The sequence below is a fragment of the Streptomyces sp. NPDC002773 genome (assembly GCF_040295605.1).
Classification (GTDB): domain Bacteria; phylum Actinomycetota; class Actinomycetes; order Streptomycetales; family Streptomycetaceae; genus Streptomyces.
This window is the reverse complement of sequence record NZ_JBEOVO010000003.1, coordinates 212,384-229,938: the sequence shown is the minus strand read 5'-3', so window position 1 is coordinate 229,938 and position 17,555 is coordinate 212,384. Positions and strand designations below refer to the sequence as shown.

17 protein-coding genes and 1 tRNA gene are annotated in these 17,555 nt (G+C 72.8%); 5 read left to right on the top strand and 13 right to left on the bottom strand.

Features of this window, described 5'->3' with window-relative positions; all coding sequences use genetic code 11:
• Positions 1-110: 110 nt before the first annotated feature.
• Together ABT034_RS06245 and ABT034_RS06240 are read left to right on the top strand one after the other, a co-directional pair.
• A complete protein-coding gene (locus ABT034_RS06245; RefSeq protein ID WP_351211784.1) occupies positions 111-1,454 on the top strand; it encodes a 6-phospho-beta-glucosidase in 1,344 nt (447 codons plus the stop codon).
• A 69-nt stretch (positions 1,455-1,523) separates the two neighbouring features.
• Complete coding sequence (locus ABT034_RS06240; RefSeq protein WP_351211782.1) at positions 1,524-3,440, top strand: M64 family metallopeptidase; 1,917 nt, start codon at positions 1,524-1,526, stop codon at positions 3,438-3,440.
• Positions 3,441-3,492: 52 nt separating this feature from the next.
• Here the strand turns inward: ABT034_RS06240 and ABT034_RS06235 are convergent, their stop codons facing one another.
• The 3 genes from ABT034_RS06235 to ABT034_RS06225 form a co-directional block, all read right to left on the bottom strand.
• Positions 3,493-4,311: an SAM-dependent methyltransferase gene (locus ABT034_RS06235; protein ID WP_351211780.1), complete on the bottom strand. Its 819-nt coding sequence runs from the start codon at positions 4,309-4,311 to the stop codon at positions 3,493-3,495.
• Between the two features lie 74 nt (positions 4,312-4,385).
• Positions 4,386-4,622 (bottom strand): DUF397 domain-containing protein, encoded by a 237-nt coding sequence (locus ABT034_RS06230; RefSeq protein WP_015037566.1) that lies wholly within the window; start codon positions 4,620-4,622, stop codon positions 4,386-4,388.
• Positions 4,623-5,498, bottom strand: coding sequence for a Sco1979 family transcriptional regulator (locus ABT034_RS06225; RefSeq protein WP_351211778.1), 876 nt, complete (start codon positions 5,496-5,498; stop codon positions 4,623-4,625).
• A gap of 271 nt (positions 5,499-5,769) precedes the next feature.
• On the opposite strand from ABT034_RS06225, the gene ABT034_RS06220 reads away from it, so the two are divergent.
• The 3 genes from ABT034_RS06220 to ABT034_RS06210 all read left to right on the top strand — a co-directional run bounded on the left by ABT034_RS06220 (position 5,770) and on the right by ABT034_RS06210 (position 7,499).
• Positions 5,770-6,201 carry an ATP-binding protein gene (locus ABT034_RS06220; RefSeq protein WP_351211776.1) on the top strand — a complete coding sequence of 144 codons (432 nt, stop codon included), beginning with the start codon at positions 5,770-5,772 and terminating at the stop codon, positions 6,199-6,201.
• A gap of 5 nt (positions 6,202-6,206) precedes the next feature.
• Positions 6,207-6,695, top strand: a complete 489-nt coding sequence (locus tag ABT034_RS06215; protein ID WP_351211774.1) for a hypothetical protein — start codon at positions 6,207-6,209, stop codon at positions 6,693-6,695.
• A gap of 93 nt (positions 6,696-6,788) precedes the next feature.
• On the top strand, positions 6,789-7,499 hold the full coding sequence (locus ABT034_RS06210) for a class I SAM-dependent methyltransferase (RefSeq protein WP_351211772.1): 711 nt from the start codon (positions 6,789-6,791) through the stop codon (positions 7,497-7,499).
• A gap of 10 nt (positions 7,500-7,509) precedes the next feature.
• Here ABT034_RS06210 and ABT034_RS06205 read toward each other — a convergent pair whose 3' ends face one another.
• The 10 genes from ABT034_RS06205 to ABT034_RS06160 all read right to left on the bottom strand — a co-directional run bounded on the left by ABT034_RS06205 (position 7,510) and on the right by ABT034_RS06160 (position 17,453).
• Positions 7,510-9,084: a hypothetical protein gene (locus ABT034_RS06205; RefSeq protein ID WP_351211770.1), complete on the bottom strand. Its 1,575-nt coding sequence runs from the start codon at positions 9,082-9,084 to the stop codon at positions 7,510-7,512.
• 88 nt (positions 9,085-9,172) lie between these two features.
• Positions 9,173-9,260 (bottom strand) — tRNA-Leu (locus ABT034_RS06200).
• A gap of 107 nt (positions 9,261-9,367) precedes the next feature.
• A complete protein-coding gene (locus ABT034_RS06195) occupies positions 9,368-10,432 on the bottom strand; it encodes a sugar phosphate isomerase/epimerase family protein (protein ID WP_351211768.1) in 1,065 nt (354 codons plus the stop codon).
• Between the two features lie 45 nt (positions 10,433-10,477).
• Entirely contained in the window at positions 10,478-11,914 is a 1,437-nt protein-coding gene (locus tag ABT034_RS06190) for an alkaline phosphatase family protein (protein ID WP_351211766.1), read from the bottom strand.
• On the bottom strand, positions 11,911-13,140 hold the full coding sequence (gene eboE / locus ABT034_RS06185) for a metabolite traffic protein EboE (protein ID WP_351211764.1): 1,230 nt from the start codon (positions 13,138-13,140) through the stop codon (positions 11,911-11,913). Before eboE ends, ABT034_RS06190 begins: the two co-directional genes overlap by 4 nt.
• Before the next feature lie 9 nt (positions 13,141-13,149).
• Entirely contained in the window at positions 13,150-13,998 is an 849-nt protein-coding gene (locus tag ABT034_RS06180) for a TatD family hydrolase (RefSeq protein ID WP_351211762.1), read from the bottom strand.
• Entirely contained in the window at positions 13,998-14,552 is a 555-nt protein-coding gene (locus ABT034_RS06175) for an EboA domain-containing protein (RefSeq protein WP_351211760.1), read from the bottom strand. Before ABT034_RS06175 ends, ABT034_RS06180 begins: the two co-directional genes overlap by 1 nt.
• Positions 14,546-15,442, bottom strand: a complete 897-nt coding sequence (locus ABT034_RS06170; protein ID WP_351211758.1) for a sugar phosphate isomerase/epimerase family protein — start codon at positions 15,440-15,442, stop codon at positions 14,546-14,548. Before ABT034_RS06170 ends, ABT034_RS06175 begins: the two co-directional genes overlap by 7 nt.
• Entirely contained in the window at positions 15,439-16,335 is an 897-nt protein-coding gene (locus tag ABT034_RS06165; RefSeq protein ID WP_351211756.1) for an SCO3242 family prenyltransferase, read from the bottom strand. Before ABT034_RS06165 ends, ABT034_RS06170 begins: the two co-directional genes overlap by 4 nt.
• Entirely contained in the window at positions 16,332-17,453 is a 1,122-nt protein-coding gene (locus ABT034_RS06160; RefSeq protein WP_351212065.1) for an inositol-3-phosphate synthase, read from the bottom strand. Before ABT034_RS06160 ends, ABT034_RS06165 begins: the two co-directional genes overlap by 4 nt.
• Positions 17,454-17,555: the final 102 nt, after the last annotated feature.

The window sequence follows — 17,555 nt, the reverse complement described above, 5'->3', positions numbered from 1 at the left end:
GCCATTGTCCCCCACGGGCACCGCGGAACCGTGCCCGGCATGTGGACGCCTCCGTGGACGCCCGGCCGGAATCCCGCTGCTCAGCGGGTGTGTCCGAGTAGCGTACGAGCATGAAACTGACGATTCTCGGAGGCGGCGGGTTCCGGGTGCCGCTGGTGTACGGGGCTCTCCTCGGCGACCACGCCGAGGGACGGGTCACCCACGTCACCCTGTACGACCTCGACGAGGGGCGGCTCTCGGCCATCGCCAGGGTCCTCGCGGAGCAGGGCGAGGGGGTGCCGGACGCACCCGGGGTGACGGCGACGACGGACCTGGACGAGGCGCTGCGCGGGGCGGACTTCGTGTTCTCCGCGATCCGGGTCGGGGGCCTTGAGGGCAGGGCGGCCGACGAGCGGATCGCGCTCGCCGAGGGGGTGCTCGGCCAGGAGACGGTGGGGGCGGGCGGCATCGCGTACGGCCTGCGGACCGTGCCCGTGGCGGCGCACATCGCCCGCAGGATCGCCGAACTCGCCCCCGACGCCTGGGTCATCAACTTCACCAACCCGGCGGGCCTGGTCACGGAGGCGATGTCCCGGATCCTCGGCGACCGGGTCGTCGGCATCTGCGACTCCCCCGTGGGGCTCGGCCGCCGCGTCGCCCGCATCCTGGGCGCCGATCCGGACGAGGCCTGGATCGACTACGTGGGCCTGAACCACCTGGGCTGGCTGCGGGGGCTGCGGATCGGCGGCCGGGACGAGCTGCCGAGGCTGCTCGCCGACGAGGAGGCGCTCGGCTCGTTCGAGGAGGGCAGGCTGTTCGGCGCGGAGTGGCTGCGTTCGCTCGGCGCGATCCCCAACGAGTACCTGCACTACTACTACTTCAACCGGGAGGCGGTGCACGCCTACCGGACCGCCGAGCGGACGCGCGGCGCCTACCTCCGCGACCAACAGGACGGTTTCTACCAGCAGATGGGGAAGCCCGACACACCCGCCCTGGCCGCCTGGCACCGTACGCTCGCCGACCGCGAGGCCACCTACATGGCGGCCAACCGGGAGGCCGCCGGGACCGGTGAGCGCGACGAGGAGGACCTGGAGTCGGGCGGCTACGAGAAGGTGGCGCTCGCCCTCATGCGGGCGGTGGCGCGCGACGAGCGGACCACACTCATCCTCAACGTGCGCAACGGCACGACACTCGCAGCGCTCGACGCGGACGCCGTGATCGAGGTGCCGTGCTTCGTGGACGCGAACGGCGCCCATCCGGTGGCGGTGTCCCCGCTGCCGTACCACGCGGTCGGCCTGGTGACGGCGGTGAAGGCGGTGGAGCGGGAGGTCCTCGCGGCGGCGGAGAGCGGCTCACGGGCGACCGCCGTCAAGGCCTTCGCCCTGCATCCGCTGGTCGACTCGGTGGCCGTGGGCCGCCGGCTCGTGGACGGCTACACGGCGGAGCACCCGGGGCTTGCGTACCTGCGGCACTGAGCCGACACCCGCCTGTACGGCTGACGAACATCTTTACGACGTCGGGGGCGCGGCCTAGGCTCGCGCCCCATGACCTCACAGAACAAAGGTGTTCGACGAGAGGTGGTCCGCCTCGCCGCCGCCCGCCCGGTCACCGCTCGCCTCGTCACGGCCTGCCTGCTGGCCGCCGCTCTGGTGGGTACCGCCCCCGCGGCGGCGGAGACACCGACGCGCGGGGACGGTCCGGTCGTCGTCCCCGTCCAGACCACCGGGCCCGCGGACCGGCGGTTCAACCTGGTGTTCATGGGCGACGGCTACACCGCGGCGGAGATGCCGGCGTTCCGGGCGGACCTCGAACGGCATCTGAACACCCTGTGGAGCATCGAGCCCTTCGCCTCGTACCGCTCGTACATCAACGTGTGGGCGGTGGAGGCGCCTTCGGCCGAGTCGGGCGTGGACTGCGACCCGGAGCTCGACGCCCCCACCCGTGACACCGCGCTCGACATGGGGTTCTGGGGCGGCTGCAATCCGGACAGCGTGCGGCGGCTGCTGACCGTCGACAGCCGGAAGGCCGCCGCGCTCGCCGACCTCGTCCCCGGCGCGAGCCGAGCCAACCGGCAGGTCGTCGCGCTCGCGCACAGCTCCACCTACGGCGGCGCGGGCGGGAGTTACGCCACCGCCTCCGGCGGCAACGCGCTCTCCTCGCTCATCACCCCGCACGAGATCGGGCATTCGCTCGGCGGCCTCCAGGACGAGTACGACTACTACGCGCGCGGCGTCCCCGGCGAGGCGTACTCCGGCCCCGAGCCCTCCTCCTCCCACCACACCCTCATGACGGAGGGTCAAATGCGGGAGCGGCGGGCCAAGTGGTGGCGCTGGCTGGGTGAGGAGAGCGAGTCGGGCGGGGTCATCGGACGTTACGAGGGCGGCCTGTACAGCACGAAGGGCGTCTGGCGCCCGAGCCGGCACTCGCTCATGAAGACCCTCGGCTACTCCTTCGACCAGGTGGAGCGCGAGGTCATGGTCCAGGCGATCTCCGCGAAGGTGGACCTGGTCCAGGACCACACGCCGAACAGGGCACCCCTCGGGGCGGACCGGACGGTGTGGGTGGACACCCTGCACCCGGTCGGCGGCCCCCTGACCGTGACCTGGCGCCTCGACGGGCGGTCCCTGCCCACGCACGGCGCCCGCACCGTCGACCTACGGAAACTGCGGCTCTCCCCCGGTCAGCACACCCTCACGGCGACGGTCACGGACCCGACGCCCTTCGTCCGCGACCCGGCGGTCCGCGCCTCCGCCGCCCTCACTCGTACGGTGAGCTGGACGGTGGACCCGTCCCTCACGACCGAGCGGGACGGGACCGGGGCCGCGTTCACCGGCCACACCCCCACCGGTTCGCCCGTCGGCGCCCGGACCGTCGTCCACGCGGACACCACCCACCCGGTGGACGGCACCCCGGCCGTACGGTGGCGGCTCGACGGACGGCCGGTGGCGACCGGCCCCAACGACCGCGACCTGGACCTGCGTCGGCTCCGCCTGACTCCCGGGACCCATACCCTGACGGCGCGTCTCGCGGGCGGGGACGAGGAGTTGAGCTGGACGGTCGACGCCCGTCCGGCCACTTCCGCGTACGAACTGTCCGAGCCGCTGCGTACGGAACGGCGCCCCGGCCGACCCGTGGAGTACGTCTACGACGGCCCGTTCACGATGCGGCTGACCGCCCGGGACGACCAGGAAGGCGCGGTGGTGAGCCAGTTCCGGGTGAACGGCGACGGCTGGTACACGTACTACGGCTGGCCGACGGACGCGGACGCGCCGTTCCGCTTCACGCCGGGCGGCACGGTGATCGACGACCTCGTGTACGGGAAGCTGGGCCGGAGCCGGGCGGTGCCGTGGGACGACGCGACCCCGGACTACGGCACGCACACGATCGAGTACCGCACGATCGACGCGGCCGGCAACGTGAGCCCGGCACGGAGCTTCCGGGTGACGCTGGTGGAGCCGTAGAACGCGAGGAGGCCCACCGACAGGTCGGCGGGCCTCCTCCGTACGGAGCGGGTCAGGGCTTCCGGGCCACGCCGGCCCAGCCCGGGATGGGCTCGTCGCCCGGGACCGGGACCGGCTCGCCCAGCTCCGGGTGCCACTCCGCGGTGAGCGAGACGCCGGGCTCGACGAATTCCAGGCCGTCGAAGAACGCGGCCAGTTCGTCGCGCGAGCGGGGCCGCAGGGTCAGGCCGCGCGCCTTGTACATCGCCGCCGCCTGCGCCGCGCCCTCGGGGTTGAAATCCCCGGTGACATGGGAGAGGACCAGGTAGCTGCCCGGTGCCAGCTGGTCCACGAGCTTGCGGACCAGCTCGTACGCGCCGTCCTCGTCCCCGACGAAGTGCAGCAGGGCGAGCATCGACAGCGCGATCGGCTTGTCGAAGTCAAGGACCTTTCCGGCCCTTTCGAGGATGACCTCGGGGTCGCGGGCGTCCGCCTGGATGTACTCGGTGGCCCCCTGTGGGGTCGAGCGCAGCAGCGCGGCCGCGTGCGCGAGCACGATCGGGTCGTTGTCGCAGTAGACGATGCGGGACTCCGGCGCGGCCTCCTGCGCGATCTGGTGCAGGTTGGGCTCGGTCGGGATGCCCGTACCGACGTCCAGGTACTGGCGGACGCCGTGGGCGCTGAGCCAGCGGATGGCGCGGTGCATGAAGGCCCGGTTGACGCGGGCCATGTCCCGGCCCCGGGCGTCGACGGTGAGCAGCTGGCGGGCCATCGCCTCGTCGACCGGGTAGTTGTCCTTGCCGCCCAGGAACCAGTCGTACATGCGCGCCGGGTGCGGCGTGCTGGTGTCGATGCGTATCTCGCTCCGCTGGGCTGCGGGGTCCTGGGTCATCGGCTCTCCTGGTCGGGGTGAACGAGTGGCGCTGGAGCAAGAGTTACGCGACGGTAGGGGTGGGGCGGAAGGGGTCAGGTGAGGAGAAAGTCAGCCTGACCGGATTTTGCCCCCTGGATGAAGGCGGCGATCTCCCCGTGGGTGTAGATGAGCGCGGGTCCTTCAGGGTCTGCGGACTGTCGCACGGCGACTCTGCCGTCGGCCAGCTTCATGGCCTCCACGCAGTTGCCCCCGTTCCCGCCGCTCCAGGGCTTGTGCCAGCCTTCGGCACCGAGCTCAGCGGCGGGCATGCCGTTGTATATGCGATCCATTCACAGCTCCTTGCGGAGATTCAGGAGAATCTCCTTCGTGCGTTGTGCAGTCGCGGCCTGAGCCGCCATGCGGTCCATGACCTCCAGGTGGGATGCCACCTCGGGGCGCGCGTCGAGATAGACGGCGCCGGTCAGGTACTCGCTGTAGACCATGTCCGGGAGCTCCGGCATGGCGAAGCGGAAGAGGACGAACGGTCCGTAGGTGCCGGGGTGGTGGCCGGACGCGAACTCCGCGATCTGCAGGGTGACGTTCGGCAGCTCGGACGCTTCGAGCAGCCGGTCGAGCTGGTCGCGCATCACTTCGGGCCCCGCGCCGACCGGTCGGCGGAAGACCGTCTCGTCCATGATCACCCAGAACTTCGGGGCGTCCTCCCTGGTCAGCAGGGACTGGCGCTCCATCCGCAGGGCTACATGCCGTTCGGTCTCCTCGTCCTTGTCGGCATCGCTGCCGCCACCGACCGCCCCGCCGCGCAGAATGGCACGGGCGTAGTCGCCGGTCTGGAGCAGACCGGGGATGAACTGGGGTTCGTACGCCCGGATGAGGCTGGCGGCCCCCTCCAGGCTCACGTACATGGAGAACCAGCCGGGCAGCACGTCATGGAACCGCTGCCACCAGCCGGGGAGGTTGGCCTCCTCCGTGAGGGCGATGAAACCCTCCGCCTCGGAGTCCGTGATCCCGTACTCCTTCAACAGGAGCTGCACGTACGGAATCTTCAGCGCGACCTCGGCGGTCTCCATCCGCCGGACGGTGGCCGGGGCCACCCGGAGGATCTTCGCGGCCTCTTCCCTCTTCAGGCCGGCTCGCTCCCGCAGATCCTGCAGGCGCCTCCCGAGAACGACCTGTCCCACCGTGGGGGCGGACCGCGGCTCGCTCACTCTCAGACCTCCCCGACGCACTGTTTCGACGAGTGTGACACGAAGCCGCGCCAGAGAGAACACAGCACTCTGCAATTTTCAGAGTGCCACTTGCCAAGTGTCCGACTCAGGAGGACAGTGATCCGGTGAACCAGTACACGCTGTCGCCGTGCGCCGCCGCGCCACGGCGACGGCGCCGTACGGCAGTCCTGCCCACTGTTGTGAGGAACCGGTCGTGGCTTCTGGTAACGCGCAGCCTTCAGGTCTCATGAGCCCTCGAGCACCCAGGGTCATGGCCCAGCGCCCACAGCCGCACACCGATACCGTCCGCCGCTTCGCCTTCGAACTCCCGGCCCTCACCGCCTCCGTCGCGCGGGCCCGCAGACTCGCCGAGGAGCGGCTCATCCTCTGGGGCTGCGGCCCCGACATACGTGACACGGTGGCCCTGGTCGTCTCCGAGCTCATCACCAACGCCGTGGTGCACACCGCGAGCGACCGGGTGATCTGCGAACTCCGCGAGGACGAGGAGACCCTGCGGATAGCCGTACGGGACGAGGGCGGCCCGGCGGGACCGCGGATACGCGACTGCGGCGAGGAGGAACGCGGCCGCGGACTCCTCATCGTCGACGCGCTGTGCACCGCCTGGGGCGCCGACCGCACCGGACACGGCACGGCACAGGTCGTCTGGGCGGAGCTGGCCCACGGCATGGGGGAACCGTGCTGAGGTCGATGACCACCCGCATGTTCCCGCTGCTTCCGCGGACCCGCAGGTCCCCCGACTCCGGCCGCGTACCGGAACCCCGCCGCTCACCGGAACTCCTCACCGGCACGCGCGGCTCCGCGGGCCCCCGGGACCTGGGCGTCACCCGCCTCGCCGTCCCCGCCGGCCTCCCCACCGACCTCGGCCGCGACGCCGTCGGCGTCCCCGCCCGCTTCGGCTTCAAGATCCTCTCCCGCCTCCCCGCCAACGGCTGCGTCTACGCCGACTCCGACTGGTGGTGGTGGCTGGTCCCGGCCGGCTCCGACCACGACCTGACCTGGCCCCTGCCCGGCTGCTACGCCCCGGGCGCCGAGATCCCGAACCGCCGACCGCGCCTCATCCACCACCCCGACGGCACCTCGCCCTACACCCCGCCGATCCCCCTCTACCTACTGGTCTGCCAACTGACGGGAACCGCCCCGTCATGGACGGCGCCGCCGGTCAGCAGCTCGCTGTAACGGCAGGCGGGGATCGCCCTGACCGTACGGGTCCTGCGCGGCGGCCGGGGAACGCCCTGACCGTACGACTCCGGACGGCATAGGGTCGGGAGCATGTTCACCCCGCAGGGTCCCAGCCTCCGCGAGCTGACCGCCCAGGCCCTCTCCTCGGTCGAGCACGGCTACGACCTGCTCGCCGACACCTTCGACGCGACCCCCTTCCGTACCTCCGACCGCCTCCTGACCGCCGTCACCCGCACCCTGGAACCCCTCGGCCCCTTCGACTCGGGGCTCGACGTCTGCTGCGGCACCGGCGCCGGCCTCGGCGTCCTCCGCGCGGTCTGCGCGGGCCGGATCACCGGCGTCGACTTCAGTACGGGCATGCTGACCCGGGCCCGCGCCGCCCACCCCACCGCCGACCTGGTCCGCGCCGACGCCCTGGCCCTGCCCTTCGCCCCGGTCTTCGACCTGGCGGTCAGCTTCGGCGCCTTCGGCCACTTCCTCCCGGACGCCCAGCACACCCTGTTCGCACAGGTCCACGCCTCCCTGCGCCCCGGCGGCACCTTCGCCTTCCCCCTCCCGGCCCCGCCCCCGGTCGGCTCCCGCCTCTACTGGATCCTGTGGGGCTTCGACGCGGCGATGCGCGTCCGCAACGCCGTCTGGCGCCCGCCGTTCGTCATGTACTACCGCACCTTCCGTCTCGCAGACGTCCGCACCCGCCTGCGGGACGCGGGCTTCGACGTCTCCCTCACCCCGGTCGAGACCCTCGGCCGCAGGGAGGACGGAAGCCCCCGGTGCCGGCTGGTGGTGGCACGGAAGGGCTAGGAAGGAGCACTCAGCGGTTCCCGGCACCGCCGGCCGCACAGGACGACGGCGCCGGACGCCCCTCCGAGGGGATGATGCCGAGGCGGCTGAGCGGCACCTTGAGCACTTCGTTCCCGTCCGGGGCCCACAGGACGACCGTGCCGCCCGCGTCGCCGATCCTGACGTACGACCGGGACGGATCGAGCACTCCTCCGTCCACCGGAATATCCGTGGTCTTGCCGACCGGCCGGACGCACACCCACTCGGGCTCGACACCGTAATAGGCCGCGGGTGTACGCCCCTGAACCGCATCCCTCACAGCTTTGGCACCGGCCTCGCCCGCCGCCAGCAGGCCGAGACCGAGCACTCCGTTGACCAGCAGCGCCACACTCACGACGAGCAGTACCGCATGGCCGAACCACCGGTCCTTCACGTGCCAGTGGAAGTGCTTCATGTAGCCGAGGAGGCTCGGGGCCATGAACCACAGGCTCATACACGCGGTGAGCTTCAGCAGTGCGAGGAACTGGTACGCCTTGGGTATCTCGATGTCCTCGAGGTCGACCCCGAACTGCTCCAGGTACATCACGTGCACGCTCAGGCCCAGGCCGGGAAGGAATCCGAAAGCCAACGGCAGCAGGGCGGGGATCAGCCAGGGGGCAGCACGCTGCCAGGTCCACTGCCGCACCAGGAGCCGCAGCCCGTTGCCCACGACGGCCGCACAGAGGGCAACGAACAACACAGCGGAGCCACGCCCCGCGTCCGGCGCCGTCAGAGCCGTCCCCGCACCGATCCCGAGCGCCGCGAGCCCGAACACCACACCCAGACCGTACGCGGCCGTGTCGGACCCCTCAGGTAGGAGGCGGCGCCCGACCCGCGCCATCCCCCAGGTCACGCCGATCGCGACCAGGGCCGCCCACCCCCACGCGCCGATGCCCTGGGCCCGGCCGTCCGTGATGCGGGCCCCGGCCCACATCCCGATGGAGAGCAGTACCGCCAGCCGGACGAACAGGGCCGACGATTCCCGCCGACCACCGGCAGGCGGCCGGGGCCGAGGGCTCGCCCCCATGGGCCGGCGTGCGGCCAAGCGACCGCTCCGCCTGGGCGCACCGGGGAGAGGGCGCGACGCAAGGTGCTCCGCGGCTCCCGCGGAGGCGGCGGTGATCAACCGTCCCGTGTCGCGTATCCCGGTGTTCTCCGCGAGCCACAGCCGCACCCGCTCCGCCCACCGCGTGCGCCGCGGCAGGTCGGGAACTGTCCGCGCGTGTACCTCGGGCCGTTCGTAGGCGAACCAGTGCGGCCTGTCCGCCGGGTCACGGACGACGCTCTCCACGGCCTCCACGTGGAGATCGAGGAGCAGGTCGTCAGCGACGAGCTCGATCCGCTCCCGCGCTCCGCGGGCGGCGTTGACCCGGCTGCCGGGGAAACGGGCCTCGATCACATACCAGACGGGCCGTTCCGAGCTCTCCGACAGTGCTGCGCCGCGTCTCTCCAGGACGGGCCACCCGCGCTCCTCGAGCGCGGCTTCGAACAGGTCGGCCTCCGGCCGAGTACACCTCAGTTCGATCAGAGCGACCGCCCTCTGATCGAATCTTCCCGCCGCCCCCACCGCTCCCCCTTGGCAGACCGCACCGATCAGGCCTTCTGTACGCCAACGCGAAATGCCGGTCGATCCGAAGATCGACCGGCATTTCTGCTGGTGTCCGAGGGGGGACTTGAACCCCCACGCCCGATAAAGGGCACTAGCACCTCAAGCTAGCGCGTCTGCCATTCCGCCACCCGGACCAGGTGTCTGTCGCTTCGGGTTTCCCTCGCGGCGACAGATGTAACTCTACCAGGGGTTCCAGGTGCCTTTCACCAGCGTTTTCCGTGGTCAGTGGGGCTCCGAGGGCTCAGCGGCCCTTCTCGCGCAGGGAGTGGAGGTGGGCGCTGGACCGGCGGGCGAAGCTGAGGGAGTCGACGGGGTTGTCGCGTTCGGTCTGCCAGTGGTGGGCGTGCCTGCCGTGGTGGGTGCGGTTGACCGCCGAGATGAAGCGCCGGTAGTCGATGTCGCCGTCGCCGACGTCCGTCATGCGGTAGCCGTAGGGCACCGCGGAGTCGTCCCGGTCGCCGTCCTTGACGTGGAAGAGGGGGAACCGGTGGGGCTGGGCGAGGACATAGTCGAGGGGGTCGAAGGGGGCCGGGGTGCCGTCCGGGCGGGTGGAGTAGCGGTACTGGCCGACGTACGCCCAGAAGACGTCCATCTCCAGGTGGACCAGGTCGGGGTCGGTCTCGGCGAGGAGGACGTCGTAGAGGCGCACGTCGGGGCGGTCGGTGGCGAAGGAGAACTCCTCCGAGTGGTTGTGCTGGTAGAACTTCATGCCGCGCTTCTTCGCCTCGGCGCCGTACCGGTTGAACTCCTCGGCGCAGCGCTTCCAGCCGTCGACGGTGGCCCCGTAGCGCCAGGGCCCGGAGGCGGTGCCGATGTGGGGCAGACCGAGGGCCGCGGCGTCGTCGAGGACGCGGTCGAGGTTCTGGGCGAAGGTGTACGCGGTGGGGTCGTTCGCGTAGTAGCCGACGTGGCTGCCGATGGGGCGCAGCCCGTGGTCGCGGGTGAGGCGCCTGAGCTCGGCGAGGGTGAGGGGGCCGGCGGCTCCCTGGCCGTAGCCGGCGTACTCGACCTCGTCGTAGCCGTACTTCTGCAGTTCGGCGAAGACGGCGGCGAAGCCGAGGGTGGCGACCTTGTCACGCAGCGAGTAGAGCTGGATGCCGAGGCGGCCGGGCGGCAGCACGGGGCGGCCGTGGCCGTGGCCCCGTGTGTCGGGGCCGGCGGCCGGGGAGGCGGCGGCGGGGGTGGCCGCCGTGCCCAGGAGGGCGGCGGCGGTCGCGCCGGCGGCGACACCCAGCATGTTCCGCCTGCTGAGCCTGTGGACGAGTTCGGGGTCGGCGGCGGCTTCGGTACGGCGGGCGCGATTCATCTGTGGATAACTCCTTGGGTGTCGTCGGGGCCTGCTTCACTGGATTCAGCAGGCGGCTCCGGCCAGCCTGAGCAGCAGGTTCTTCACATCGGTGGCCGCGACGCGGCCGTCCAGGGCGCGGGGGGTGGAGCACAGGATGAGCGGACCGTCAGCACTGTCATCGCTCGTGGGAAGGCGGCCGTGGCTGCCGCGAAGAGGTGAGGGATCGAGGGGGACGACCGCGAGCCGGTACCGCATACCGAGCTTCTTGCGGGCGATCTCCCTGGCGGCCTTGATCCGTACGTAGGGGTCGAGCGGGTCCATGAGGAGTTCGGCGGGGTCGTAGCCGGGCTTGCGGTGGATCTCGACGAGCTGGGCGAAGTCGGGGGCGCGGGCGTCGTCGAGCCAGTAGTAGTACGTGAACCAGGCGTCGGGCTCGGCGAGGGCGACCAGCTCTCCCGAGCGCGGGTGGTCGAGGCCGTGTTCCTTCTTGCCGTCGTCGTCGAGGAGCCGTTCCAGACCGGGCAGGTCCGCCAGGGCTTCCCGGACGGCCGGCAGGTCCGCGGGGCGCCGGACGTAGACGTGGGCGATCTGGTGGTCGGCGACGGCGAAGGCACGGGAGGTCATGGGGTCCAGGTACTCCATGCCGTCCTGGGTGTGGACCTCCAGGAGGCCGGCCCGGCGCAGGGCTCGGTTGATGTCGACGGGGCGCTCGACCCGCGTGATGCCGTACTCGGAGAGGACGACGACCGTACGGCCCTCGGCCCGCGCGTCGGCGAGGAGCGGGGCGAGGACGGTGTCGAGCTCGGCGGCGGCGCGGAGGGAGCGCGGGTCGTCGGGGCCGTAGCGCTGGAGGTCGTAGTCGAGGTGCGGGACGTAGCAGAGGGCGAGGTCGGGGTGGCGGGTGCGGAGGATGTGACGGGTGGCGTCGACGATCCAGCGACTGGAGACGAGGTCGGCGCCGGGGCCCCAGAAGTGGAAGAGCGGGAAGGTGCCGAACTTCTCGGTGAGTTCGTCGTGGAGGGCGGGCGGCCGGGTGTAGCAGTCGGGTTCCTTGCGTCCGTCGGCGTAGTACACGGGGCGGGGGGTGACCGTGATGTCGGTGTCGGCGCCCATGGCGTACCACCAGCAGATGTTGGCGACGGTGTAGTCGGGGTGGGTGCGGCGGGCGGCGTCCCAGAGGCGGTCGCCGGTGACGAGGCCGTTGTGCTGGCGCCACAGCAGGACGTCTCCGAGGTCCCGGAAGTACCAGCCGTTGCCGACGATGCCGTGCTCGGCGGGGAGGGTGCCGGTGAGGAAGGTGGTCTGGGCGGTGCAGGTGACGGCGGGCAGGACGGTGGAGAGCGGTGCCTGGGAGCCGTCCCGGGCGAGAGCGGCGAGGTGGGGCATGTGCGGCAGGAGCCGCGGGGTGAGACCGACGACGTCGAGGACCAGGAGGGGGGTGGGCCCGGATGTGGCTGCGGTTGCGGGAGTGGGCGCGGGGGTGGGTGCGGGGTCGCTCATGGCAGTTCCTTGAGGCCGAGGTCGGTCAGCAGGTCGCGGGCCAGGGTGAGTTCGGCGGCGATGCCCTCCGCGAGACGGGCCCGGGTGCGGGGCCGGCGGTCGGGTGGGAGGGCCTGCCAGGTGTACGTCTCGACCTCCAGGTGATGGGTGCGCGGGTGGGGGCCGCCGACGAGGAGGGCGAGGGTGTCCTGGAGGACGGGGAGCGTGGAGTCGAGCGGAGGGGCGGGGGGAGCGTGCAGGGGGACGTGGAAGTGGGCGCGCCAGGGTGTGGCGTCGGGGAGACCGGGGCCGGTGGGGTGGCCGGGGGCGGCGGATCCGGGGTCGTGACCGGTGCCGGCTGGTCCGGGGGTGCCGAGGGCTTGCGGGAGGTCGTCGGTGCCGCGCAGGCCGGCGGCGGTCCTGGTGCGGGTCTGGTGGAGGAAACGCGGCTCGGCGAACGCCGCGAGCGCCGCCCGGACCTCGGGGAGGTGCGGCTGCTCGGCGTGGAGCGCGGCGGACAACTGGGCCTTCGGGACCGGGATGCCGGCGGTGGCGAGGGCGTCGAGCGCGGTGCGGGGGTCTTCGAAGGAGGTCGCGAGGTGGCAGGTGTCGAGGCAGACGCCGATGCGGGGGCTCGGTACGGTCGCGAGCGCGGCGACGGCGTCGGCGACGGTCTCGACGGTGCAGCCGGGTTCCGGTTCGATGCCGATCCGGATGCTCCTCCCGGTGAGTTCCTCCAGGGCGTCGAGGCGCCCGGCGAGGGTGGTCAGCGCGGTACGGGCGAGGGCGGCGGCCCCGGCGTCGAAGGGGGTACGCCAGGCGAGGGGCAGAGTGGACACGGACCCGTCGGTGACGTCGTCGGGGAGCAGCGCGGCGAGGAGCCGGGCGAGGTCGGTGGTGTGGGCGAGGCGTTCGGGGTGGGTCCAGTCGGGCCGGTAGACGCGGTACTTGACCTCGTCGGCGCCGAAGCCCTCGTACGGGAAGCCGTTCAGGGTGACCACTTCGAGGCCGCGACGGTCGAGTTCGGCGCGCAGGGCGCGGAGGGAGGCCGGGTCGGTGGTCAGGGAGCGGGCGGCGTCGCGGGCGAGCCAGAGCCCGATGCCGAGGCGGTCGCGGCCGAGGCGGCGGCGGATCGGCTCGCAGTGGTCGCGGAGCTGGGCGAGGACCCCGTCGAGGGTCTCGGCCGGGTGCACGTTGGTGCAGTAGGAGAGGTGGACGGTGGAGCCGTCGGGGTGCCGGAAGCGCATGGGGGCACCTCATTCCCCGCCGCGGCGGACCGAGTTGCCCTCGTGGAGCTCGGGCGGGGCGGGGACGTCGAGGTGGAGACGTCCGCTGAGCCCGTAGAAGGCGACGGGGTTGCGCCAGAGGACCTGGTCGACGTCGTCGTCCGTGAAGCCGGCGGCGAGCATGGCGTCGGCGACCGCGCGGGTCTTGAGGGGGTCACTCCTGCCCCAGTCGGCGGCGGAGTTCACGAGGACGCGGCCGGTTCCGTACTCCTTGAGGATCGCGACCGTCCGGTCCTCGTCCATCTTGGTGTCGGGATAGACGGAGAAGCCGAGCCAGGCTCCGCTGTCGGCGGCCTCCTTGACGGTCGTCTCGTTGAGGTGGTCGAGGAGGACGCGGTCCGGGGCGAGCGCGGACTCGCGCACGACGTCGATCGTGCGGCGCAGGCCGGTGAGCTTGTCGCGGTGGGGGGTGTGCACGAGGGCCGGGAGGCCGTGGTCGGCGGCGAGTTGGAGCTGCGCGGCGAGGGCGGTGTCCTCGGCCGGGGTCAGGGAGTCGTAGCCGATCTCGCCGACGGCGACGACACCGTCCTTGGCGAGGTAGCGGGGCAGGGCGTCGAGGACGGGGGTGCAGCGGGGGTCGTTCGCCTCCTTGGGGTTGAGGGCGAGGGTGCAGTGGTGGGCGATGCCGTACTGGGCGGCGCGGAAGGGCTCCCAGCCGAGGAGGGAGTCGAAGTAGTCGAGGAAGGAGGCGGGCGAGGTGCGGGGCTGGCCGAGCCAGAAGGACGGTTCGACGACGGCACGGACACCGGCGTCGTACATCGCCCGGTAGTCGTCCGTGGTGCGCGAGCTCATGTGGATGTGGGGGTCGAAGATGCGCATCAGGACTCCTCGGCGGCGGCGGTGAGGGCGAGGACGCGGGTCAGATCGGCGGGGAGGGCGCGTCCGGCGGCGGTGCGTTCGGCGGCGTGGTCGGCGAGCATCCGGGCCAGTTCGGCATCACCGGCGGCGCGCTCGGCGAGTCCGGCGACGGCGCTGACGGGGACGCCGGTGAACAGGCATTTGAGGAGGGCGTGGCGCCAGGTGTGGGGGGTGAGGTGGGTGGCGGCGTAGGGGCCGAGGGCGGCGGCGAGCAGGGTGGTGTCGTGGGTGCGGAGGGCGTCCTCGACGAGGGGAAGGGCCTCGGGCCCGGTGACGAGGTCGGGGAGGGCGAGGAGGACGGCGCGGCGCTCGGCGGCGGCGCCGTGGTGGTAGAGGCGGGTGAGGGTGCCGGGTCCGGCGCCGGACGCGCGGAGGAGAAGGACGCGGGCCTCGTCCGCGTCCGGCCGGCCGCAGTGCCGTCCGGCGGTGACGAAGCGCTCCTCCCAGGCGGGGGTGCGGGCGGCGGCTTCCGCGAGGGCGGAGTCCAGCCAGGCACGGGCGGCGGCGGTCAGCATGTCGGGGTCTCCCGGCGCAGGAAGGAGAGGGAGGTGCGGGCGAGTTCGGGTCCGGCGTGGGAGTGCCGGGGCAGTTCGACGACGGTCAGCCCCGGGTAGCCGGCGGCGGTGAGTTCGGCGAGGGCGGCGAGTACCGGTGGGAAGTCGATCTCTCCGTCACCGAACGGCAGGTGTTCGTGGACACCGCGGCGCATGTCCTCGATCTGGACGTGGTGCACCCAGGGGGCGGCGGCGCGGAGGCAGTCGGCGGGAGGGAGGGGTTCGAGGCACTGGCAGTGGCCGAGGTCGAGGGTGAGGCCGAGGGCTGCGGGTTCGGGGTCGCCGAGGAGGCCTCGCAGGTGGTGGAAGTCGTCGAGGGTGGCGAGGAGGTGACCCGGTTCGGGTTCGACGGCCAGGGGGATGTGGGCGGCTCGGGCCGCTTCCAGGACGGGGGTGAGGGAGGCGGCGAGCCGTTTCCAGGCCTCGTCGGGCGGGGTGCCGGTGGGGAGGGTGCCGCTGAAGCAGTGCACGGCGTGCGCGCCGAGGTCGGCCGCGACCCGCACGGCCCGCAGCAGCAGCTTGACGCGGGCGGCACGGTCCTCGGGGTCCGGGTCGAGCAGGGACGGGCCGTGCTTGCGGCGGGGGTCGAGGACGTAACGGGCGCCGGTCTCGACGGTGACACCGAGGCCCAGCTCGTCCAGGCGCCGGGCGACCCGGGCGGTGCGGGCGGCGAGGGCGGGGGCCAGGGGGTCGAGGTGCATGTGGTCGAGGGTCAGCCCGACGCCGTCGTAGCCGAGGTCGGAAAGGAGCCCTAGGGCGTCGTCGAGCCGGAGGTCGGTGAGGCCGTTGGTTCCGTACCCCAGCCGTAGCGGGGAGGTGGGGCGGGCGTGGCCCGTGGTGCTGCTGCTCATGTGGGGCTCACCTTCCGGGCGAGGGCCCGGGCGGCCGGGACGAGACCGAGCAGCGCGAGCGCGGTTCCCGGCGCCCCGGCGCGGGCGGCGAGCGCGGCCTGGAGCGGGATGGTGGCCCGGATCCCCCCGGCGACGGCACGCTCGGTGAGCGCGGCGGACGGGTTGAGCGCGGCGTGCAGGAGGAGGGTGGCGGGGGTACGGGCATAGGCCAGGGCGAAGGAGGGTCTGAGACGGCCCGCCACCGCCAGGGTCACGGCGAGTGCGGCGAGCGGGGCGCGGCTGGAGCCGCCCCGGGTCTCGTGTCGGGAGACGGCGGTGACGGCGTAGGTGTGCGCCCCGAGCAGAACGGCCGAAGGAGCGGCGCGCATCGCGGCCGGGACGGGTCCGGTGGTCCTGCCGGACGCGCCGGCCCCCGGGGTCGCGGCGCACGTGGTGGCCGAGGCCGTCGCGCCCAGGAGGAGGTCCAGGGCTCGGGCGGTGGCCATGGTGGCGGGGCCCGCCGGGGTGTGTTTGAGGCCGAGGTCGTAGGCCCAGACCGTGGTGGCGAGGGCGGTGGCGACCGCGAGGGCCGGGCGGCCCGCTTGGGCGGCAAGGCCGAGGCCGGTCGCGGTCAGGGCCGCCGAGGCGGCGAGGGCGGCCCCGGGGGTGATGCGGCCCGAGGGCAGTGGGCGGTGGGGGCGTTCGGCGGCGTCCTCTGCTCGGTCGGCCCAGTCGTTGAGGGCCATCCCCGCCTCGTACAGGCAGAGCGAGGCGCCGATCGCGCGGAACGTGCCGCGTCCGGGGCGGGCCCCGGCCGCAGCCGCCCCGGCGAGTGCGTCGCCGGGTACTGAGAACAGTGCCGACACGCGGAGGAGTTCCGCCCAGGCGCGCGCCCTTCCGGCCGGCCCGGTCATCGGGTCGTCTCCGTGCCCAGGGTCCGGCCGAAGGTCAGCAAGCGGGCGTACTGGTCCGCGAGGGAGGCCGGTGGGGTGCCTTCCGGGTCCTTGAAGTAGAAGGCGAGGTCTTCCAGGGGGCCCGTGAGGCCGACCTCGTGGGCGCGGGCCGTGAGGCGGGCCAGGTCGAGGACGAGGGGGGCCGCGAGGGCGGAGTCGCAGCCCTGCCAGAGGGTCTGGAGGATCATGCGGCTGCCGAGGAAGCCGTCGAAGGCGATGTGGTCCCAGGCGGTCTTCCACTCCCCCAGGGCGGGCACGTCGTCGATGTGGACCTGGCCTTCGACGCCGGTGCCGAGGATGTCGGTGAGGACGCGCTCCTTGCCGGCGTTCTTGGCGGCGGCGGCCGCCGGGTCGGCGAGGGCGGCTCCGTCGCCGCCGCCGAGGAGGTTGCTGCCGGACCAGGCGCGTACGGTCAGGGCGCGCTGGCGGAACATCGGGGCGAGGACGGCGCGGAGGAGGGTCTGTCCGGTCTTGCCGTCGCGGCCGGCGTAGGGCAGTCCGCTCGCGGCGAGCGGTGCGGCGAGGGCGGGGTGGCGCAGTCCGGTGGACGGGGTGAAGTTGACGTACGGGCAGCCCGCGTGGAGTGCGGCGGCCGCGTAGAGGCTGCTGGGTGGGAGCCCGGCGCCCCCCGACGCCGGCTCCGTGGAGGCCACATTGACGACCACGACGCGGTCCAGGCCAATCCTCTGCCGGAAGTCCGTCAGGTCGTCGGTGAAGGCGGTGATCAGTTGTTCGTCGGTGCGGGTGTCGCCGGGGGCGGGTCCGCCGGGGCGGATCTCCCGGTCGGCGGCTTCGAGTTCGGTGCGGACGGCGTCGGCGAGGCCGTACGGGAGGACGCCGGCGGTGGTGAGCTGTTCGGCGCGTTTGGGGAGGGGGCATGGGGTGGTGTCGTGTCCGCCGAAGACGAGGGAGGCGAGTGGGGGTAGGCCGGCGTCGGCGAGCCCGGGGGTCTCGGTGGCCAGTCCGGTGGGCGGGTGGAGTCCGGCGACGAGGGCGGCGCAGCCGGCCACGGTGGTGGTGGCGACGGAGCCTCTCGCGCCGATGAGCCAGATTCCGGTGCGGGGTGCGCGGTTGGTCATGGCGTCGGCCTCCCTGGGGGTCACGTGCGGCCTCCCTGTGGCTTGGAGGGGTGGGGTGACGGTGGGCGGGGGGTACGGCGCCGCCCCGCCCACCGTCGGCTG